Source organism: Pseudomonas graminis (genome assembly GCF_900111735.1).
GTDB lineage: Bacteria > Pseudomonadota > Gammaproteobacteria > Pseudomonadales > Pseudomonadaceae > Aquipseudomonas > Aquipseudomonas graminis.
This window is the reverse complement of record NZ_FOHW01000004.1, coordinates 1-21160: the sequence shown is the minus strand read 5'-3', so window position 1 is coordinate 21160 and position 21160 is coordinate 1. Positions and strand designations below refer to the sequence as shown.

Here is a 21160-nt window from a genome sequence, read left to right as displayed (position 1 = left end):
CGGCGCGAGGGGTTCAAGTCCTCAGATGCACCCGCCCCACTGCCTGCGAAACATTTCGCAAAATTACAAAATAATGGGATCCAAAGGGAATTTATTTCTGCGTAAGCTATCTAGCATCACGGTTACAGACGGATTTATCTGCGCCAACGTTTTTTATCAGGGCGCCAGGCAGCCCATCGCCAGGCCAATTTGGACGGCGCTGATTCACACTTTTTACAGGGATGCAAAGTCGCCATGCAAACAACCTCAACGGCGGCACCTGCCACTGGCCAGCGCGTGGCCAGTTTCAGCTACGGCAAAGGCTTTCTGGTTTTTCTGCTGGTCTTCGGCGCGGTCCTGCTGAGCCTGGCCGGATTCGTCTTGTACCTGGGCACGATGTTGCCCCACAGCGCTGCGGGCCCCGTCGAGCTGACCACGTCTCGTGGCACCACGCTGAATTTTTCCAGCCCCGACCTTATGATTTATGCCACCAGCGCTTTCCTGGCAGTCCTCGGGTTGGGCGTGCTGGGGCTTTATGTGTGGCAGAACAGGCAGCGCCAGACGAGCTATGAGCTGTTTGAAGACGGCATTGCGCACACGACCCGTGGCGCCCGAACCTATGTGCCGTTCAGCGAGATTCAGGACGTTTATCTGTTCAGTTCGGGGCAGGTGGCTTACACCGGGTTGATGACCAACCTGGCTTTCCGCCGTACTGCCAGCGAACCCTTTCACCGGGTGCTGCCATCGTTGAAAGGCTTTCCCACCTTCATGGAAACCTTCCGCGAGCTGTACCTCAACGCGCGGCAGCCCGTGGTCCTCGATACCCTTCACGACGGTGGCAGCATCACGTTCAATTGCATCAATTCCGCGCACGTCTGGCGCAAGCGCATGGGCGGCGATTTCCTCCACGTAGATACCCAGCCAATCGTGGTCTCCCGCGACGCCGTGCTGGTTCAGAACAGCGTGGTGCCGATGTCTACGCTGCGCAGCATGGATCACAGCACCTGGAACGAGACAATCGAGATTCGGGATGCGGCGGGCAAGGTGGTGCTGTCGACCGTGGCAACCGGCATCCTCAGCCTCGATGTGTTTCTCAGTACCCTTGGGCTGCTCATGGAGAGCAGCGTGAGGGGGCGGCCAGCCACTGTGCCGGCGTTCGCCTGAACCCTGTTCAACCCACCGCGTCTTCGCTCATGGATGACTGGGGCTGCCCCGGGCATCCAGGCGTCGACATTCACAGCCTTGGGCAGACCCAACTGCCCGCGTTTATTCACTCCCTGGAGATTCTCCGACGATGACCGTCTCATTCAGCCGCCACTGGTTACTCGCCCTCGCACTGCCTCTGCTCCTGACCGCTTGCGGCAGCAGCGAGCCTGACCAGCGCGCCGCGTTCAAGCAGTTTCTGCAAACACGCATCATCGACAAGCCGGGCGTTCACGTGCCCAAGCTGACCCCGGACGAATCGAAGTCTTTCGGCGATTACACCCGGGACTACGCTGTGATCACTGATTTCAACAGTGGTATGGACGCCAGCACCAAACCCCTGAACGGCTTCGTGCAGAAAGGCGCGTTCCGTTCATTGGGCGACGTGATCGAGCGCCGCGATGATCTCAAGACGGTGCAAACCGGTGTGAACGACCTGATCGCGCAGCTCAAGCAAGAGTTGGCGAAAGCCGACGCAGCCCATGCCCAGCTCAAGCAGCCGGACGATCTGAAGACCGTGTATGACAGCGCCTACGATCGCACCGTCACCGTACCGGCCAATGCACTCCTGACCGTCATGCCGCAAGTCAACGGCACCTTCGAATCGGGCCTCAAAGTGGCGGACTACGTTGACGCTCACAAGGCGCAGATCCAGATCAATGGCTCGGCGGTGCAAGTGACGGACGCCAAGGTACAGGCTGAATTGAACACGCTGCTGCAGGACCTGAATGCCAAGGCCAAAGTGGTTCAGGAAGCGCAGACACGCATGCAGGCCGTATTGCTGGGTCGCTGATATTTGCCGATGCTTGCGTAGCTCATCGCCGCGCAGGCATCGGTTCTGGAAAGCACGCAGGGGCATCAAACCTCTGCTCAAGGAAGTAGGCGCGCGCCAGGGAAGGCACTCGGCGGCGCTGTGAAAAGGGCCGCCACATGAACATGAAAATACTCAAGCTCATCGCTGTACTGGTTTTATTCCCCCTTGCGTTGAATCTGCTGGGGGTCTGGGAGCTGCAACGCAGCACCGACAACCGCCTGACCTACGCGGGTTATCAGGCTGACCTCGATCGGGCCCGCCCGGAACTCCAGGCCATTGCCGACAAAAGCGGTTCGCGTCCCGTGATGGTGGACGTCGGCGACGGCGAGCAAATGGAAGTGAAGGAGGCGTTGTCCCGCGTCGCTGATTTGCAGGGCGAGCTGGACACGCTGCTGCCGCTGACCGACGTCATGGTCTGGCTGGCAATCGGTGTGATCACGCTGGGCTTGCTGGCTGCCTTGATGGGCGGCGTCGGCTTGCTCGCTCTGAACTGGGCGGGCCGACGGGCCATGCAGTCTCGTGAGCAACTGCTGCACAGCTTCACCCGTGTCACCAGACTCTTGCCCTTCGTTCTGGTCGGGCATGTGGTGGTCATGGGGGCAGCCATTGCCGCCCTCGTCGCGTTCGAGGCGCTGAATGTGTGGCACGCCGGGCAACTCTCCGCCGGCGAAATGAAGTTCATGTTCTTCGCCATGGTCCTCGTCGCAGGCTGCCTGTACTCCATCTGGCAGATGGGCACCCAGCTACGCGTCATGCTCAACATGTTCCAGCCCACGCCAATGGACGTGATGGGAGAGGCCGTCACCGTCGATCAGGCGCCGGTGCTCTGGGCTTACGTGAAGGATCTGGCCCTGAAACTGGGTGCACTGCCGCCCGATCACATCGTGTTGGGCATGGCCGCCGGCTTTTACGTCACTTCCGGCGACATCGCCCTCGCGCCGGCCAACACCACTCTGACCGGCCGCACCCTGCATGTGCCTTTGGCCTATCTGGGCATCCTCGATGAAGCCGAGACCACCGCCGTCATCGGTCACGAGCTGGGGCATTTTGCGGGCGCGGACACCGAGTTCAGCATGCGCTTCGTGCCGATCTACCACGGCATCGAGCGCAGCCTGGTGGTGATCGGGCAGACCCTGGTCGACAGCGAATGGCTGCAACGGGCGACCTTGCACCCGGCGTTCATGCTGGGTGCCTACTTCATGGAAAGTTTCGACCACGCGGTGATGCACTGGAGCCGTGTGCGTGAGCTGGAAGCCGATGCCGCCGGTGCGCAGCTGGCGGGCAATCTGGCGGCCGCTTCGGCGCTGGTGCGTATTTCCGCCATCGACCCGATGCTTCAGGACCGCCTGGCCACCCATATCGCCCAGGCGACCAATATCACCCCCGAGCAGAGCGCCGTGCAGGATCTGCCCACGACACTTCTGCATGAGATAGCTGCGCTGCCGCTGACCCTCCCTGAAGAGGAAATGGCCACGCAGTTGCCGCATCCGTCAGATACCCATCCTTCGAACGGCGAGCGCGTGGCGTCTCTCAACGTGTCGATCGACGACGCCGTGCGCAGTGGCACGCGGCCGCTCGATGCTGCAGTGGCCTGCGCTGCCATGAACCGCTATTTCGCTCAGCCCGAGGTGTTGCGCAGTCGCCTGACCCAGGATTATCTGAGCCATCACGTTCAGCAGGACGCTGCGATCGTTGAGGCGTTGCGCACCCACGCCGGCAACGTAACCGGCGACGTGGCCCTGTACGAGGGGGCGCGTTTGCGGGGGCAAATTCTGATCGGCTTCAGTGGCCTGCTGGCAGTGGCGGGGCTGATCCTGCTCTTGGCACCCTTGCTGTTTCCCGGTGCTGCGGGACGTGGTACGGAGCCGTTCTTCGTCGGTGCCGGCATCGCTCTGTTCATCATGCTGTGCATGTTGCCCTTTGGGTTGCGTTTGTTCAGGCGCGCGCATAAAACCGCGCTGCTGCTGACGCCGGATCATTTTGTGTTCGCCAACCTCAAGGCACCGCTGCCAATTCGCGACATCGCCGACTTCAACCTGCAGGTGGGGAATGTCGTCATGCTGACGATCCTGCTCGAAGACGACGCACCTCTGCCGGAACTGACCTCCCGCTCGTTCTTCGCACCGGATGTGGCGCTGAACAAGAAAAAGCGGTTGCTGATGCTGCCGATGAGCAGGTTCTGCCGCGATGACAAAAAGCTCAAGCTGCCCGAGCTGGCCGAACTGATCGGAAGCTACGTCAATGCGGGTGCGGCGCGGCACTTGCTGCAGCAGCGGTTTGAGCAGGGTGGGGAAGTGAGTGCGTGATAAAGCAAGGGTGAGTGGCGTGACTGAAAACCACCTGTAGGAGCGTGGCTTGTCCCGCGATCTGGCGCGCAGCGGCAGTCAATCGGGCGATTGCGTAGTGTCAGTCCAAACGCGATCGTCAGGTTCACGACTGCTCCGCAGCCGATCGCGGGACAAGCCACGCTCCTACATTGGCAGGCGCAAGCCATCCCACTCTGCGATTGCCCGCGGATTGATTCCCCCACCGCTCGTCACCCATCCCGTCTGATGGCCCACCTTTCACACAGCATGCCCATACTGCCCCCCGTCTCTTCATTCAAAACGGAGCACGTTATGACACTGCAATTCAATGTCCGGGATTTTGGCGCAGTCGGTGATGGGCATACGTCCGACACCGCGGCCATTCAAGCCGCCATCGATGCTGCGGCAAAAGCCGGCGGCGGTGATGTTTATATTCCTGCCGGCACCTGGAGCCTGACCCCAGGCGCAAAGCCTGCCGACGGCGCCCTGATGCTCAAAAGCAACGTGTTCATCAAAGGCGAGGGCATGGGCAACACGGTGCTCAAGCTGGCCGATGGCACCGACCAGGCGGTCACCGGCATCATCCGCTCGGCGAGCGGCGAAGCGACCCACGATTTCGGCGTCAGCAACCTCACCCTCGACGGCAACCGCGATGGCACCAGCGGCAAGGTGGATGGCTGGTACAACGGCTTTCTGCCAGGCCAGCCGGGCCAGGACTCGAACGTCACGCTGTCCGGCGTCGAGATCCGCGACTGTTCGGGCTACGGCTTCGACCCCCACGAACGCACGGCGAACATGCTCATTGAAAACAGCGTGTCCCACGGCAACGGGCTGGACGGGTTCGTTGCCGACTACCTGATCGACAGCACGTTTCGCAATAACCTGGCTTACGACAATGACCGTCACGGTTTCAACATCGTCACGACCACCCACGATCTGGCGCTGCTGAACAACGTCTCCCACGACAATGGCGGCGGTGGCATCGTCGTCCAGCGCGGCAGCGAAAACATTCCCTCGCCGTACCACATCTCCATCGAAGGTGGCGAGGTATACGGCAACGCCGCTGAAGGCGTGTTGGTGAAACTGTCCAATGGCGTTGATATCAGCGGCGTGGACATTCACCACAACGGCACGTCCGGCGTGCGTGTCTACGGCAGCACGGACGTTGAGGTTCGCGGCAATCTGATCCATGAAAACGCGCAGAAAGCCGGCATCGCGGAAGTGCTGATCCAGCCGTTCGACGACCGCGGCGGCGTCTCCGGGAAACTTCATCCGTCTGACCACAACACCTTCGCCGACAACCTCATCACTGGCGGTGACAAAAGCACCTTCGGCGTGGCAGAGGAGGGTGGACAGTCAGGCAGCACCTCGGTGTATGGCAACACCTTCGCTCATCTGCAGCAGGACGCCGTATCACTGCAAGGCGCGGGCGACCACGTCGGGACAAACCCCCTGCTGAATGCCATCGACGGCGGCAATGGCAGCGATGCCATCGTCGGAACGGCCAAGGCCGACTCGATCAATGGCAAGGATGGGGCAGACACCCTCAACGGCGGATCCGGCGCGGACTTGATCTGGGGAGGCGCCGGCCATGACCGATTGCTGGGCGGCAGCGGCAACGACACCCTGATCGGCGGCGCCGATGCCGACGTGCTGTTTGGCGGCGCGGGCTCGGATCTGTTTCTGTTTACCTCGGTGTCCGACAGCTACCGGACGGCGACCGCCAGCCATGCAGACCGCATAGGCGACTTCGATGCCGCTCACGACACCCTCGACGTCTCGGGCCTCGGCTTTACCGGATTTGGCGACGGCCATGACGGCACCTTGAAGTTCACCACCAACGCCGAGCACACCCGGGTCTACCTGAAAGACCTGGACGCCGACGTGCAAGGGCATCGCTTCGAGCTGGTTCTGGACGGGGATTTCAACGCCGCTCTCCCTTCAAAATCCATGGTATTCGCCGACGCCCCGACGTCGCTGGCCAGCTCATCCGCCGCAGCGGATGCCGTTTCGGTGGAGCTGGTAGGCGTGGCTCAGGATCATCCGGAGACTGCGCTCGTTTAACGTAACTGCAGGCCCGTCCTTGCCCCTGCGCGCCAACACGGGAGTGGCCGGAGGGACGCACGCGCCGTGAGGTAATGCTCACGGCGTGATCCCATGTAATTCCAGCACCATTCCCGCACCCACCTTTGCATCCTGCCGACCTTCCCGCTAAAGTCGCTATCCGGGCGTCTGCTGCGCCTGCGGTCCGCGCGAAGGGGTTTCCCAAGGCAAGCGTTGCACACTCACTCATTCCAGCTCCCGGCTTGTCGGCGGACCGAGCCCTGTAAGGAGTTGGCATGCCTGCCACGAATGCGTCCCGTCAACACGGTCTGCTCGATCTACCTGCGCTGCGCAAGCACGCAAAACGTCTTCTCAAAGCCCTGAAAAACAGCCAAGCGGATGACGTCCGGGCGCAACTGCGCGCGATGGGCCTGCCGGGCCCCGATTACCGGCTCGCCGACACCCAATGGCTGGTGGCCCGCGAAGCGGGATTCGCCAGTTGGCCCAAATTGATCGCCCATGCCGATGCCGTTGCATTTGCCGCCCGTCATCCGGATTTCGCGGCGACGGGTGAAGCACAGGTTCAGCACTGGCGCTGCGGCAATGACATCGAGCGCAGCCTGCGCGTTGCTGGTTTCGCGGGTGCGTTCCAGATGTTCGACGACCCCATGGTCATGGGCCCGGTGCCGGCGTTGCCTGACGACGACTACTGGGCGGTGAGGGCAGTCTTTGCCCAGCAGGCGTTTGGGCTGTCAGCTCGAGATATTCAGCAGCGTCAGGCGATTCAGCGTGAGGCGTTGGCCCGTCTGAACGCTAACAGTGAACTGGTGCTGTGGTGCGAGGCCGATGCGTACGATCAGCTGTTTCTGGTTCGGTTGCTGGCGAGTTTGCCCTGCGTCCCGCGCAGGCTGGAGCTGATCGAGATCAACCGCGTGCCCGGCGTCGAGCGATTCATCGGCATCGGCCAACTGGACCCGGACCTGCTCGCCTGGCTCTGGCCCCAGCGGCGCGCCATCGGTGAAGACGCCCTGGCACTGGCCCGGCACGTATGGGCCGCCTACACCGCAGCGGATCCCACTCGCTGGGCCGAGCTCGCCACACACCACCACTCGGCGCTGCCGTTGCTCGGTCCCGCGCTGGCCAGGCAACTGCAAGAACTGCCCGGCGCAGAAGATGGCCTGGGCCTGACCCAGCGACTGACGCTGCGCATTCTCGCGGAGAAAGGCGAGATGCCCGCCGGCAAGGTCTTCGGTCATTTGATGATGACCTATGAGCCGCTGCCGTATCTGGGCGACATGATGTTCAACGCACTGCTCAGGGCTCTCATCGATGCACCGCAACCGCTGCTGCACGAACAAGCGGGGAGTGAATGGCCCAAACGGTTGGTCGGACTGACCGCGCTGGGTGAGCGCGTACTGCGCGGAGAAGTGAACTGGCTCGATCTTGAGCCAGCAGAGCGGTGGGTCGGCGGTGTGCAGATTGTTGCGGAGCGCTCGCCCTGGGTCGTCAGCGCAGAAGGGCGGGTGTGGCGTCGGTGACTAGGCCGGAGACGTCAGCGACTTCTCCATGATGATCGTCCGTTCCTCGCCGTGGTATTCATCCCGAACGGTCGAGTAGCCCAGTGACCGGTAAAAGCCCTCGGCCGTGATGGAAGAGGGCACGCGCAACCGACTGACGCCGTGGGAGGTGGCGGCTGATTCAACGGCCGCCATCAAGGCGCGCCCGGCGCCTTGGCCCTGGTATGTCGGCGCGACGAATACGCTGCGGATGGTGGCTTGGTCGAGGCTCGCCGTGGCCATGATCTCTTCACCGAGGGTCGCCACATACACCTGCCGCCGCGCCAGCAAACACAGGATCGCCGACGGGGAAAAACTCTGCTCCACCTGCGCAATCACGGCGGCTGAATAGTCCTGGCGATTGGACTCGCGCAGGGCAGCCACGATGACGCCGCTGATTGCGGCGGCGTCCTGATCTGTTGCCTTGCGGATCTGGGGGTTCATGGCGGTGCTCCTGCAAACACTGATAATCGCGACGACCCCTGCCGTCTGAAGTGTGCACTAGACGTCATCGCGAAATTCCTTGATTGCGGCCATGGCCGCGCAATTTTCTTTCAGTCCATCCAAAAAATCTTGAGTTTGGGCAGTTTTGCCGAATTTTTCTTCACTAGGGACAAACCTTTGCGCGGCCTCCAGTGACGGGATGGCACAACTGCCCCCCGCATTACGTCGCCGACAAATGCTCGTACAGGATCGTCGCGCCGACCAGCATCAGCACAATGCCGCCGATGATTTCAGCGCGTTTGCCCACCACAGTCCCCAGTACGCGGCCCAGCATCACGCCGATGGTGACCATGACCGTCGTAGCGACACCGATGGCGGCGGCAGCGATCAGGATATTGACGTTGACGAAGGCCAGGCCGACGCCCACTGCCAGTGCATCAATGCTGGTGGCGAAGGCCGTCACGGCCAGTATCAGGAAGGAGTGCTGGTTGGGCTTTTCTTCTTCGGCCTCTTCGTGCTTGAGGCCGTTGTAGATCATGTGCACGCCGAGTATCAGCAGAAGAGTGAAGGCAATCCAGTGATCCCAGTTCTCGACGTAGGACGTCGCGGCCTGGCCGATGAGCCAGCCGATCAGGGGCGTAATGCCTTCAATCACGCCGAAGATGATGCCGGTGCGCAGGGCTTCTACAAAACGAGGCTTGTGAAGGCTCGCGCCTTTACCGATAGCCGCTGCGAAAGCGTCCGTGGACATGGCCAAAGCGAGAAGAATCAGGGAAATCGGGTTCACGGTTATGTTCCAGTCGGGCAATGAGTCAACGACGCAACCACACGCCCGACTTTAGGCATGGATGCATCGTTGGTCTCGCCAACCCGAAGGTGTTCGTGCCACGGCAGGCCGCCGAGAATGTTGACACGAACGCTCTGTGACAATGAGTCCAGAGCAGGCTACTCCCCAACAAGGGCCGCCACTATACCGCGTGAATGTGAAAGAAATGTCGACGCTTGACGTTCAGTTCAGCGAGTCATCACACGGCTTGAACCGCGTCCGACGTTGCGATACAGCCCAGAATCCTCAAGTACAGGCTCACCGTCGTTCCGGCACCGGGGGCTGTGTCAATGCGCGCATCTCCGCCAGACTTGACCGCGAAATCCTTTGCCTGAGCCAATCCCAGCCCCGTGCCCTGGCCGGTGGCCTTGGTCGTGAACAGAGGCTCAAACACGCGGCCTGCTATTTCAGGTGCCATGCCGGGACCGTTATCTCGTACGCTGACAACCAGGTAGTCGCCCTGATGCAGCGATAAATCATCCTCTACATGCACCCAGCGCGTGGATACATGCACCTGACCGGTGCCGTTCAGGGCATCGCGCGCGTTGGCGAGGAGGTTCATCACCACCGCGTGAAGTTGGGCTTCCATGCAGAGCACGCCCCAGCCCCATTCGGCGAAATCGAACGTGAGGTCGATGGTTTCGCTCATCGAGTGACGCATCAGCGACTGGGCACCGTGAAGGCGAGCGGTCACATCGATGCAGATCAGTTCAGGCCCGTCACCGCGCACGCTCGACATCAAATAGCCAATCAGTTGCCGACCTTGCTCAACGGCCTGCAGCCCGGTTTCGGTGAAACGCTCGACGTCCACTGGCCGTCGGGAGCGCAGGCGGATCAGCTGAAACGCAGCGCTGACGCTTTGCAGCAAATTATTGAAGTCGTGGGCGATGCTCGCCGTCAGCATTCCCAGTGATGAAATGCCCCTCGAGTTATCCAGCAGCGGGGTGACTTCGTTCTGGCTTTGCTCGGCTTGCCTGAATTGGTCCTGAAGTTGGGTCAGTTGCTTTGCGCGTTGCGTGCCAAGCCACCGGGCTTCGAGCAAGGCAGCCGCCTGCCGGGCCAGCGCCTGCAAGGCAAGGGCGTGGCGTTCGCTCAGTTGCCGGGACTGGGTATCGATCACGCAGACGGTGCCCAATGCGACGCCGCTGTCCGTGACAATGGGCGCACCGGCATAGAAACGAATGAAGGGTGGACCGAGCACCAGCGGGCTGGAAGCAAATCGAGGGTCGAGGGTGGCGTCTTCGACCACCAGTACCTCGGCGGGGTCAAGAATCGCATGGCCGCAGAAGGCCAGGTCCCTGTGGGTTTCCTGCACCCCGAGGCCGATGCAGGCTTTGAACCACTGGCGCTCCCGATCGACCAGCGACACCAGCGCAATGGGCGCGTCGCACAGGGTGGTGGCCAGCAGGACGATGTCGTCGAATGCCTGCTCGTCGGCACTGTCCAGCACGTCCAGGTGTTCGAGCGAGAGGACACGCTCTTCCTCGTTGAAAGGAAAGGGGGCGGGATGGTGGGCCATCGATACTCTGCGTTAAGAAATAAATAATTGCGCATCATGCGCTGTGCCCTGTTGACCCGCAAGGGCAACGGTCTGACGAAGACTCGGCGCAGTAGTGAAGGCCGAACGCACAACGTCAGTTAACCCGGCGAGCCGTCGCCCTTTGCAGGTGTCAAAAGGTCAGTTCACTCGCGCAAATCTACCCAGACGAGTGGCTTAACCTGCGTTTCGTCCGATAAGCCGGGCTGGAGGCCCCTGGCGCTCAAGTATCCCGAAATCAAATCGATATCGGTTTACATACCTCCGGACTATTTTCCCCATGATCCTCAGAAAATTGAACCTCGCCTCACGCTCGATACTGTGCTTCGGTTTCTTTTGCATGATGATCATTGCAATTGGATTACTTGCTCTGCGCCAGGCCGACCTGCTCAATTCAGCAGAGAAGTTCGTCGAGACCAATGTCCTGCCCAGCGTCAAATTGCTCGGTCAACTGGATCGCGAGTTTGTGAGCATCAGGGGTAACAACGCTCGTCTGCGCAACCCCGTCGAACCTCAGGACCGCAAAACCAAAGCCCTCAGCGACATCCAGCAGTCCCGGCAGTTGATCGGTAACTACCTGCAAGCCCTGGGCGCGCTGATCGTCACCCCCAAGGGCCGAGAGGCGTATCAGATGTTTGTCGAAGCGCAACGTGGCTATACCGCTGCCCAGGATCTTTACCTGACAGCGATTGCGTCCGGGCAGCTTGAAACCGCGGTGGCCCTCTCCAATAACCAGATGAAAGACGCCGCCACGGCGGTGGAAAAATCGATTGCCAGTCTGATCGAGGTCAACGATGGCAAAGCCAAGAAAGCCGGCGCTGACGCTGACGCGGCTTATCAGCAAACCCTGTTGATTGTGGGCCTCTTCATCGCGGTCGCGGTGGCGGCTTCGGTGCTGCTCGCGCTGATGTACACCCGCAGTCTTACCCGGCCCATTGGCGAGTCGCTGGAAATCGCCGAACGTATCGCGGCAAACGATTTAAGCAAGGACATCAAGTCCGAAGGTACCGACGAGGCGGCCCGGTTGATCAAAGCATTGGCGGTCATGCAGGGCAACCTGCGCCAGGCGCTGACGTTGATTGGTGATTCGTCCACGCAGTTGGCGGCGACCTGTGAAGAAATGCATGCCGTCACCGAGGGAGCGTCGAAGACCATCCAGCGCCAGAGCCGCGAAATTGAAATGGCGGCCACGGCGGTGACCGAAATGAGCGCCGCGGTAGAGGAGGTGGCGAGCAATGCGACTTCTACTTCCGAATTGACCGCGCAGTCGAGCTCTGCGGCGAACGCCGGGCGCACCCAGGTTGAAGAGACCGTGACGGCGATCAATTTGATGGTGGCCAATGTCCAGTCCAGCTCCGCCGAAGTGAGATCCCTGGCCGTCATGGCGACCGACATCAGCAAGGTCCTGGACGTGATTCGGGCGATTGCCGAGCAAACCAACCTGCTCGCCCTCAACGCGGCAATAGAAGCGGCCCGGGCCGGGGAGGCCGGTCGCGGCTTCGCGGTCGTGGCGGATGAGGTCAGAGCCCTGGCCCACCGCACTCAGCAATCCACCCAGGAAATCGAGAAGATGGTGGGCTCGATCCAGACAGGTACCAGCGGTGCGGTGTCCTCGATGAACCAGACCAGTGTCCAGGCCAATAAAACTCTCGAAATGGCCAGTGGGGCAGGTGCGGTACTGGCGGCCATCACCGCATCGTTGAACCAGATCAACGAGCGCAATCTCATGATTGCCACGGCATCGGAAGAACAGGCACAGGTGGCCCGTGAAGTGGACCGAAATCTGGTGAGCATTCGCGATCTTTCCAGCGAAACCTCCGTAGGTGCCAGCCAGACAGCGCTTGCCACCGCGGAGCTGACAAAACTCGCTTCCGGGCTGAACCGGTTGACCAGGCAGTTTCAGATTTAAGCGGTGACGCAACGGTCGGTAATGAGTAATCACTGCTCGCCGACCGGCTTTGCCCGAGCACTGTCTCGTAAAAACCCCGCAGTCACCGATTCGATCATCCCCCCTGAACCATTCCCGAGCCGGTTTCCCATCGTTAATTCTTTTTGTGACTGCTTCACGCCGTGAAATACTTCGGCCGGGGCGTGGATATGAGCCCGGCAAGCCACTGAGTTGGTCGAGCTTCCAGAGCGAGGCCGAAAACTTTTTGAAGGACTGCAAGGATCGCATGCGCCGGGTCCGTGACCACGTGCCTTACAGCGAGATTGACCAGATGAGGATGCAGGGTATCGGTGCCAAAAATATCGAAGGCTCACCGATGCGGCTCTTCGACGCCTATAACACGCTGGTTGACGCAGGTAACCGCCTTCATTAACCCCTCAAAGAGGGGAACGCGCATCAGCCGTTCCCCTCGATGCACCAGCCTGTCAGCCGAGGGCAACCTCGCTGCTCATGCCCACCAGGGTCACTTCCTCGGCCTGCGCAAAGATCATTTCAGTATTGCCCAGGTCTTGGGTCCAGTCGCCGGTGAGAGCGATTTCGAACCGATGGCCCTGAGGGTCCGCTTCCACATCCTTCAGGTAGGTGCGGTCCAGGTCTTGGTTATAGACCACCTTCAGGGTAGTCCCGGTGCCGTCACCGAAACTCGTGTAGCCCAACGCCGACACATCGATCTTGTCGTTGTTGTTGGCGAACCGGTCAATCAGGTCCACGAAGCTCTGGGTGTCGGTGCGGTAGCTGTCAGTGGCTGAGGTGTAGCGGAACACGTCAGCGTCATTGATGCCGTTACGGCCGTACACCGAAAGATTCGGGTCGTCGCCGCCGCTCAGATGGTCGGCACCCGCGCCCCCGATGATCACATCGGAGCCTCTGCCGCCATCGATACGGTCGTTACCGGCCAGGCCATAGATGACTTCCGACAGTGCGCTCCCCGTAATCACGTCCTTGCCAGCCGTGCCTTCGACGGTGGGTGCGGTGAACACCAAATTGGTGCTGTCCAATTGCCCCGTAAGATTGCCTTCGAACGCCAGTTCAAAGCGCTGCCCGTCGGCGTTGGCATCGAAACTTTTCAGGTAAGTGCGGGTGCCGTCAGCATTGGCCTGGATGGCCAGCGTGCCATCGTGGCCGTCGCCAATGCCGGTGAAGCCCAACGCAATCAGGTCTACACGGTCTTGGGAAGCGTCGAAGTCCAGAATGCGGTCGCTGCCTGTTTCGGTAGCGGTACGGTAGCTGTCACTGATCTGGGTGAAGCGGAAGATGTCTGCGCCTGTTCCACCTGCCAGCACGTCGCGGCCACCGGCGCCTTGCAGCACGTCATCTCCGCCCAGGCCGCGGATGATCTCGGCCGTGTCGTTGCCAATCAGCTGATTGGCCTCCATGGAGCCGTCCACGTGGTATTGGCCGTCCTGGCTGCCGAAGGTGGTGTCCAGGCTGCCATCGGCGTTCAATCGTGTGATCACGTCGCCGGCGATCAGGATTTTGCCATCGGGCTGAATAACCACAGAATGGGCATAGTTCTTCTCGCCTTGAGGCACCTGGAGGGTGAGCTTGCCATCGTCGCTAAAGGAAGTATCGAAGGAACCATCGACATTCAGACGCAGTACGTTGAAGGCGGTACTGTCCTTGCTCTCGCCGGCAATGATGATCTTGCCATCGGCTTGCACGGTCATCGCAGAACGGTAATCGAGCCCCAGCGCGGCATCAAAGTACACCACGCCGTCCACGCCAAATGCGGTATCCAGGTCGCCGTCTGCTGCAAGTCGCTGCACGGCATAAACCGGATCGCCCGGGTCGTGGGGCCCGTCGGAGCCCACGTACAGCCAACTGCCGAGCAATACGCTACCGTCGGGCTGCACAACAGTGGCGATATTACCGCTGCCGTAATGCCCGGTCGGATTGAGGACAAGGGCGCCGTCGGCATCGAAATCCCTGTCCGGAGTTCCGCTGCTGTCCAGCTTGAACACGATCGCCTGCGACGTGCCGCGGAGGCTGACATACACCGAGCCATCCGCCGTCGCGTACATCGACAGACCGTCGTAGCTGAAAGGTGGGACCACTGCCGCGGCGCCGTCGCTGCCGAAGGTGGTGTCCAGTGTACCGTCCAGATTAAAGCGTTCGACTTTTAAACCGCCAAGCCCCGGCTGCGCGGCGAGCACTTTGCCGTCGGCCTGCACCGCCATGACGTAGTCGGCATAGGCTTCCGGGTCCAGGTTGCCGGGCACGAGGGCAATCCCGTCCTGGCTGAAACTGCTGTCCAGGCTGCCGTCACTGTTGAGGCGCACCGACGTGAAGCTGCCGCGTGTGCCATAGCTTTCATCGCCCGGCGAGCCAGGGTAACCAATGGCGGTCTGGAAGCTTTCGCCACCGACGATGATCTTGTCGTCAGGCTGGAGAATGACGCTCCAGGTTTGATCGCCCCCCGTGGAGGGGTCGACCTGCACGGTGCCCGGGCCGGTTCGCACGGTGTAATCGATGGTGGGCTTGCTGTCTGTTGAAGCCATGACAGTGTCCTTTTGACATGGAGGTTGAAGGGATTTGCAGGCGTCGGGGAATGACCCGCTGGGGTTGACCGTGGCGAGATCAATAAATGCGAACGATTTTCCCTGTCGGCAAAAAGCCATCAGGGCTGCGCTGGAGCGGATTGCTTAACGACTCCGGGCTTCGCTTGGTCGCATCTCGGGTGCTTCACGCGATGTGCCGCTAACCCTGTTCACATTGCTTAAATATTGCTGTGACACAGTTTCATGTCGCTTGATCAAGCATCCGACAGCGTCAGATAGCCGTCCCGGTTATTCCGGGCGGTTGGCTGGTTCTGTAAAAGGACTCATGAAATGAATGTCACTGTCTTAAGCGCAGGATACGCAGGACTCACCCGGGCCGATCGCCGCCGCCGTGCGGTACCGCAATGACGGTTCTGATCACAGGGGTTGCGGGGTTTATCGGCTTTCACATGGCCAGAAAGTTGTGCCGCCAGGGCGTTCACGTGGTCGGCATCGACAACCTCAACGATTACTACAGCGTTGACCTCAAGCGGGCCCGGCTCGCACAGCTTGAACAGCTCCCAGGCTTTCACTTTCAGCAAATCGACATCATCGACCAAGGCGCATTGCGTGGCCTTTTCAGCGCGTACGGCTTCAGCGAGGTGATTCATCTCGCGGCGCAGGCGGGGGTTCGCTATTCCATCGACAACCCGGGCGTGTACGCCGATGCCAATCTTGTCGGGTTTCTCAATGTCCTTGAAGCCTGCCGGGCCTACCCGGTAAAGCACCTCGTTTATGCGTCGAGCAGCTCGGTGTACGGCGCCAACACCAAGCTGCCGTTCGCGGTGGAAGACGCCGTCGAGCAGCCCGTTTCTCTGTACGCCGCAACCAAGCGCGCCAATGAGCTCATGGCCTACAGCTATTCCCATCTGTACCGAATTCCGGCGACGGGGCTGCGTTTTTTTACCGTCTACGGCCCTTGGGGACGGCCAGATATGGCGCTGTTCAAATTCACCCGGGCCATCCTCGAAGGCGAACCCATCGATATCTACAACGACGGCGAGATGGCGCGGGATTTCACCTACATCGACGACATCATCGAGTCGATGAACCGGCTGCTGCCCAGACCGCCGCCGCTCGTGGACGGAGTCGCCCCGTGTCAGCTTTTCAACATCGGGCGAGGGGCGCCGGTGAAGCTTCTGGACTTCGTCCGCTGCCTGGAGTCGGCGTTGGGGATTCAGGCAAAGCGCAGCTATCTACCGCTTCAGCCGGGTGACGTGCTGCAGACCTGGGCCGATGTTGCCGGCCTGGCGAGATGGATCGACTTCAGTCCCCAGGTCGGGCTGGAGCAGGGCGTGGCTGAATTCGTGCGCTGGTATCGCGATTTCTACCCCGGCAAGCAGGGCCAGCAGGCCAGACAATCAAAACAAGAGGCGCGGTGGGCGTGATGAGTGAATCGCTGTTTGTGTCGGTATTGATCCCGGCAAAGAATGAAGCGCAAAACCTGCCTTCATTGCTCAATGAAGTACGCACTGCGTTGGCCGGAGAGCGCTACGAGGTGTTGGTGGTCGACGACGGCAGCACCGACGACACGCTGCGCGTCCTGCAGCAGATCAAGGCCGAAGGGTACGAGCCTTTACGAATCCTGCACAACGGCGTTTCCCTCGGCCAGAGCACGTCGATCTGGCATGCCGCCCACGCCGCGCGCGGTGAATGGCTGGCGACCCTGGACGGCGACGGCCAGAACGACCCTGCCGACTTGCCCGGCATGCTGGCGCTGGTGCGCAACGCAGGGCAGCAACAGGGGCAGGGCGAGCAGGTGACCTTGGTGGCGGGGCACCGCGTCAACCGCCGAGACACCGCGAGCAAGCGCTGGGCGTCGCGTTTTGCCAATGGCTTGCGCAGCCGCCTGCTCAAGGACGCCACGCCCGACACGGGCTGCGGGCTGAAGCTCATCCAGCGAGCGGCGTTTCTGCGACTGCCTTATTTCGATCACATGCACCGCTTCATTCCCGCGTTGATCCAGCGTCACCATGGCCGAATGATCGTTCATCCGGTTCACCACCGTCATCGCCAGGCCGGGGTTTCCAACTACGGCAATCTGGACCGGGCGCTGGTCGGCATCCTCGATCTGTTCGGGGTCTGGTGGCTGGTGCGCCGTACGCGACTCAATAGCCGGCCCGAGGAGATGAACGGATGAATTTCACCCGCGAAGCGCTTTGGCTCACGGTCGGGTTTCTCGGCCAGGCGGTCTTCACCGGCCGCTTCGTCTTGCAGTGGCTGTACAGCGAAATCAAGAAACGCAGCGTGATTCCGGTGGGTTTCTGGTACCTGAGCATTGCTGGCAGCGCGTTGTTGCTGGCCTATGCGATCTACCGCGAAGACCCGGTATTCATCATCGGTCAGTCATTTGGCTTCGTGGTTTACCTGCGCAACCTGCAGCTGATTGCCAAACACAAAGATCTGAAGGAATAGCCGGTGCGACGTGTTCATTCCCCCGCGTTGCAGTGTCTGGCGCTGGTTGTGCTCGCGCTGCTTCTGGTCGGCGCCGGTTTTGGCATCAGGCAGCCGTTTAATGTCGACGAAGAAAGGTTCTTGGGTGTAGCGCTTGAGATGCTGCACAGCGGCAGCTGGCTGATCCCCCATCGGGCCGGCGAAATCTACGGCGACAAGCCGCCCTTGTTCATGTGGACGGTCGCGTTTTTCACGTGGCTGACCGGTTCGCCGTCGCTGGCACTTTTCATCCCGGGCCTGCTCTCGGCGGCGACCGCTACGGCGGTGTTGTACGACTTGGGCCGGCGCCTCTGGTGCCGCAGGGTGGGTCGTATCGCCGCGCTGCTGTTTCTGGCGACCTACCAGACCTACAGCATCCTGCGCACCGGCCAGATCGACAGCTTCCTGTGCCTGTGGGTGGCGCTCGGTTTCTACGGCATGGTCCGGCATCTTCTGCTGGGCCCGGCATGGGGCTGGTTCTACGTCGCGTGTCTGGCCATGGGCCTGGGCATCATCAGCAAAGGGGTCGGTTTTCTGCCGGCGTTGATGCTGGTGCCCTACGGTTATGCCGTGCGAAAGGGCTGGTCGGGTGTGGCCGTCATGCCGGGGCAGGGGCTTCGCTGGGCGACCGGGTTTCTGGTGGTGCTGGCGGGCTGTGCGGTCTGGGTCGTGCCGTTGCTGGCCACCGTCTGGCTCAAAGGTGGCACTGACGAAGTGGCATACCTGAAGGAAATCCTGTTTCACCAAACCGGTGGTCGCTACGCGTCGGCCTGGGATCACCGCGAACCGTTCTGGTATTTCCTGACCGTCATTCCGCAGTATTGGCTGCCATTGGTGCTGGCCTTGCCGTGGCTGGTTCCTGCCTGGCGGCGCCAACTGCAGAAGCACGACGCCCGGATACTGCTTTTGGTGGGCTGGGTGGTCCTGGTGGTGCTGTTTTTCTGCCTGAGCACCGGCAAGCGCAAGATCTACATCTTCCCTGCGTTACCGGGCCTGGTGCTGGCTGCCGCGCCGCTGATTCCGTGGTTGCTCCGACGCTGGTTTGGCCAGCGTCCGAAGGCCCGCGCCGTGTTTGGCGTTGCGGTGGTGGCGTGGTTTTGCCTGTGGTTCGGCCGTGGCTTCGTGGAGCCGTTTACCGACGGACCCAATCCCCATAAGGCCCTCATGGTGGAAGCGGCCCGGCTGACTGAGGGCGCCGAGCTGGTGCTGGTCGGCTGGCGGGAAGGGCATTGGCTGTTCGCGCGCCAGCCGTTGGTGCATTTCGGGTTCGCCGATCAATCGGCCGTCGAGCACGCCGCGCTCTGGTTGCGCACCCATCCATCCGCCTTTGCCCTGGTGCCCGCCGCCGAGCTTGAACGCTGCTTTGTAGCGGGCAAGGCTCGCCAGTTGGGATCAACGTCGAGGGCCGAATGGTTGATCGTCGGGGCTGATGCGGACAATGGTCGCTGCCAGCCAACGGCGCCTGCACGGGCTTATCGCTTTTCATGGGGTTCTGACGCGCTGTAGGCCCGTTGCGTACGCGGGCCTGCCCTTCGAGAAACGGCAGATCAGAGGCTCCGTAATTCATTCACCGCTGCTGAAAACACCCGTTGAGATCCTCGATCAGCCCCGGCCCGGTCGGCACCCAGCCCAACCGTTCGCGGGTTTTGCTGCTATGGCTCGCCATGTCTCGCCCGACAAAGCTCGACAGCCAGCCGAACCTTGCCATCGCGTCGTCCGCCGGCACCGACACAACGGGCAGGCCAAGGCCTTCGCCCAGGGTTTGGGCAATGAGGCGGAATGGGATGTGGCTTTCGGCGGTTGCATGATAGCGAGCGCCGGGCTGGTATTTTTCCAGCGCGAGGCGATACAGCTGTGCTGTGTCTGAAATGTGCGCGGCGGACCAGTGATTCAGACCTTCATCGACGTAAGCCGAGACGCCTGTCTGCCGCGCGTGTCTGATGAGTTCGGTGGCCAGGCCCTGTTTGACCGTGTCGTGGATTTGCGACAGGCGCATCACCACGACGTTGAGGCCGCGTTGCAACAGCGCCTCTGCGGCCAGCTCCGAGGCGGCCCGGGGATTGGGATGCTCGGGATTGAAGTGATCCTCATCGGCAGGCTCACCCGGTGCCGACGAGCCCATCGGCGTCGCGGACGTAATCAGCAGCGGGCGTTGCGAGCCGTTCAGCGCCTCGCCCAGCGCGGCAATGGCACGGGCGTCTTTCTGGCAGTTGTCAATGAAGTGGGCGAAGTCGTGATCGAACGCGGTGTGAATGACCGCGTCGCACAGGTCGGCGCCCTGTCTGAGGCTGGCGAGGTCTTCAAGGGTGCCGCGACAGGGTTCGGCACCGATGGCTCGCAACGCGTCAGCACTGGCCTGGGAACGCGTCATCCCCATCACCTGATGACCTGCGGCGAGTAATTCCCGAGCAACCCGGGAACCGATAAAGCCTGTGGAGCCGGTAAGAAATACGCGCATTGCTGAAAACTCCTTTTGCTGAAGTCGGCAGGATGCGCGTAACGTTTATCCGCTTAAAAGACGTGACGTTATCAGGGTATAAGAACTAACAGGATCATCATGGCCAACCCGTCTGTCCATTTGCTGGGCACGTATCTGAAGGATTGCCGGGCGCGCCTGGACCCGGCCAGTTTCGGCTTTTCCGGCCGACGACGTACACCGGGTTTGCGCCGGGAAGAAGTCGCGCAGCGCGCCAATATCAGCGCGACCTGGTACACGTGGCTGGAGCAGGGGCGGGGCGGTGCACCCTCGGCCCAGGTGCTGGACCGGATTGCCGACAGTCTGCTGATGACCGCACCCGAGCGCGAGCATCTGTTCATGCTCGCCTTCGGCCATCTGCCGGAAGTGGTCTACAGCGCGCCCGACGAGGTGACGCCGCGCCTGCAACGCGTCCTCGACACCCTCGCGTTCAGCCCCGCGTTTATCAAGACGGCGACGTGGGACGTGCTGGCCTGGAACACGGCAGCGGCGGCGGTCTTCACCGATTACAGCCTGTTGCCGGTGGGGCAACGCAATATATTGCGGCTGATGTTCTGCAACCCACGCGCCCAGGCCCGGCAGGCTGACTGGAACGCGGTGGCGCGTTTTATCGTTGCGGCGTTTCGAGCCGATGCGACCCGTGCCGGTGCGGCGTCTGAGGTGAGCCAGCTCGCCGAAGAGCTATGCACCCTGAGCCCCGAATTCGCGGCGCTGTGGCGGGACAACGATGTGCGGCTTCAAGGCGAAGGCACCAAGCGCCTGCGCCACGATCCCCACGGAGTCATCGAGCTGGAATACTCCAACTTTGCAGTGGACGGGCGACTGGACCTGTCGATGATCGTGTATAGCCCGGTCACCGCCGCCGATGCCGATCGTGTACGGGCGGTGATCGAAGACGCTGCCCGGCTGAAGCCAGCGCTTTCCGTGGGACCGGCTTTAGCCGGGGAAGCGTCGGCAATCCCACCGCGAAATTGATGGCGTACGCACTGGCCTCTTTCCGGCTGAAGCCGGTCCCACTGACACCGCGCGCTTTCTGTGGGACCGGCTTTAGCCGGGAA

17 protein-coding genes and 1 riboswitch are annotated in these 21160 nt (G+C 61.4%); of the genes, 12 read left to right on the top strand and 5 right to left on the bottom strand.

The genetic code is table 11. The annotated features are described in order from the left end of the window. The first annotated feature begins 234 nt into the window (after nucleotides 1-234). From BMY98_RS04705 to BMY98_RS04685, 5 genes are all read left to right on the top strand, one after another. Nucleotides 235-1143, top strand: coding sequence for a hypothetical protein (locus BMY98_RS04705; RefSeq protein ID WP_074885418.1), 909 nt, complete (start codon nucleotides 235-237; stop codon nucleotides 1141-1143). A 130-nt stretch (nucleotides 1144-1273) separates the two neighbouring features. Further along, nucleotides 1274-1975, top strand: a complete 702-nt coding sequence (locus BMY98_RS04700) for a DUF3053 domain-containing protein (protein ID WP_074885416.1) — start codon at nucleotides 1274-1276, stop codon at nucleotides 1973-1975. A 143-nt stretch (nucleotides 1976-2118) separates the two neighbouring features. Beyond that, nucleotides 2119-4302, top strand: a complete 2184-nt coding sequence (locus BMY98_RS04695) for a M48 family metallopeptidase (protein ID WP_074885794.1) — start codon at nucleotides 2119-2121, stop codon at nucleotides 4300-4302. Nucleotides 4303-4614: 312 nt separating this feature from the next. After that, nucleotides 4615-6366 carry a right-handed parallel beta-helix repeat-containing protein gene (locus tag BMY98_RS04690; RefSeq protein WP_074885414.1) on the top strand — a complete coding sequence of 584 codons (1752 nt, stop codon included), beginning with the start codon at nucleotides 4615-4617 and terminating at the stop codon, nucleotides 6364-6366. 275 nt (nucleotides 6367-6641) lie between these two features. After that, nucleotides 6642-7883, top strand: a complete 1242-nt coding sequence (locus tag BMY98_RS04685; RefSeq protein WP_074885411.1) for a DUF1835 domain-containing protein — start codon at nucleotides 6642-6644, stop codon at nucleotides 7881-7883. Here the strand turns inward: BMY98_RS04685 and BMY98_RS04680 are convergent, their stop codons facing one another. The 3 genes from BMY98_RS04680 to BMY98_RS04670 all read right to left on the bottom strand — a co-directional run bounded on the left by BMY98_RS04680 (nucleotide 7884) and on the right by BMY98_RS04670 (nucleotide 10690). Continuing rightward, nucleotides 7884-8345: a GNAT family N-acetyltransferase gene (locus BMY98_RS04680; protein ID WP_074885408.1), complete on the bottom strand. Its 462-nt coding sequence runs from the start codon at nucleotides 8343-8345 to the stop codon at nucleotides 7884-7886. A 220-nt stretch (nucleotides 8346-8565) separates the two neighbouring features. Then, a complete protein-coding gene (gene mntP, locus BMY98_RS04675; protein ID WP_074885406.1) occupies nucleotides 8566-9132 on the bottom strand; it encodes a manganese efflux pump MntP in 567 nt (188 codons plus the stop codon). Between the two features lie 12 nt (nucleotides 9133-9144). Beyond that, nucleotides 9145-9306, bottom strand: a riboswitch (yybP-ykoY riboswitch). 64 nt (nucleotides 9307-9370) lie between these two features. Continuing rightward, on the bottom strand, nucleotides 9371-10690 hold the full coding sequence (locus BMY98_RS04670; RefSeq protein WP_074885404.1) for a sensor histidine kinase: 1320 nt from the start codon (nucleotides 10688-10690) through the stop codon (nucleotides 9371-9373). A 298-nt stretch (nucleotides 10691-10988) separates the two neighbouring features. Here BMY98_RS04670 and BMY98_RS04665 point away from each other — a divergent pair, with 298 nt between their 5' ends. Then, nucleotides 10989-12617, top strand: coding sequence for a methyl-accepting chemotaxis protein (locus BMY98_RS04665; RefSeq protein WP_074885399.1), 1629 nt, complete (start codon nucleotides 10989-10991; stop codon nucleotides 12615-12617). Between the two features lie 145 nt (nucleotides 12618-12762). After that, the gene (locus tag BMY98_RS28000; protein WP_074885396.1) at nucleotides 12763-13029 is read left to right on the top strand and encodes a DUF3829 domain-containing protein; all 267 of its coding nucleotides are present in this window, start codon (nucleotides 12763-12765) and stop codon (nucleotides 13027-13029) included. A gap of 52 nt (nucleotides 13030-13081) precedes the next feature. On the opposite strand, the gene BMY98_RS04655 is transcribed toward BMY98_RS28000, so the two are convergent. Continuing rightward, nucleotides 13082-15154, bottom strand: a complete 2073-nt coding sequence (locus BMY98_RS04655) for a calcium-binding protein (protein ID WP_074885393.1) — start codon at nucleotides 15152-15154, stop codon at nucleotides 13082-13084. Between the two features lie 404 nt (nucleotides 15155-15558). On the opposite strand from BMY98_RS04655, the gene BMY98_RS04650 reads away from it, so the two are divergent. The 4 genes from BMY98_RS04650 to BMY98_RS04635 are packed head-to-tail and all read left to right on the top strand — an operon-like array spanning nucleotide 15559 to nucleotide 19132. Beyond that, a complete protein-coding gene (locus BMY98_RS04650) occupies nucleotides 15559-16581 on the top strand; it encodes an NAD-dependent epimerase (RefSeq protein ID WP_074885391.1) in 1023 nt (340 codons plus the stop codon). Further along, the gene (locus tag BMY98_RS04645; protein ID WP_074885791.1) at nucleotides 16581-17333 is read left to right on the top strand and encodes a glycosyltransferase family 2 protein; all 753 of its coding nucleotides are present in this window, start codon (nucleotides 16581-16583) and stop codon (nucleotides 17331-17333) included. Before BMY98_RS04650 ends, BMY98_RS04645 begins: the two co-directional genes overlap by 1 nt. Then, nucleotides 17330-17608, top strand: coding sequence for a lipid-A-disaccharide synthase N-terminal domain-containing protein (locus BMY98_RS04640; protein WP_074885389.1), 279 nt, complete (start codon nucleotides 17330-17332; stop codon nucleotides 17606-17608). Before BMY98_RS04645 ends, BMY98_RS04640 begins: the two co-directional genes overlap by 4 nt. Before the next feature lie 3 nt (nucleotides 17609-17611). Beyond that, nucleotides 17612-19132 carry an ArnT family glycosyltransferase gene (locus BMY98_RS04635; RefSeq protein WP_074885387.1) on the top strand — a complete coding sequence of 507 codons (1521 nt, stop codon included), beginning with the start codon at nucleotides 17612-17614 and terminating at the stop codon, nucleotides 19130-19132. 61 nt (nucleotides 19133-19193) lie between these two features. Here BMY98_RS04635 and BMY98_RS04630 read toward each other — a convergent pair whose 3' ends face one another. Continuing rightward, nucleotides 19194-20084, bottom strand: a complete 891-nt coding sequence (locus BMY98_RS04630) for an SDR family oxidoreductase (protein ID WP_074885384.1) — start codon at nucleotides 20082-20084, stop codon at nucleotides 19194-19196. Nucleotides 20085-20183: 99 nt separating this feature from the next. On the opposite strand from BMY98_RS04630, the gene BMY98_RS04625 reads away from it, so the two are divergent. Further along, complete coding sequence (locus BMY98_RS04625; RefSeq protein WP_074885381.1) at nucleotides 20184-21077, top strand: helix-turn-helix transcriptional regulator; 894 nt, start codon at nucleotides 20184-20186, stop codon at nucleotides 21075-21077. The last annotated feature ends 83 nt before the right edge of the window (nucleotides 21078-21160 follow it).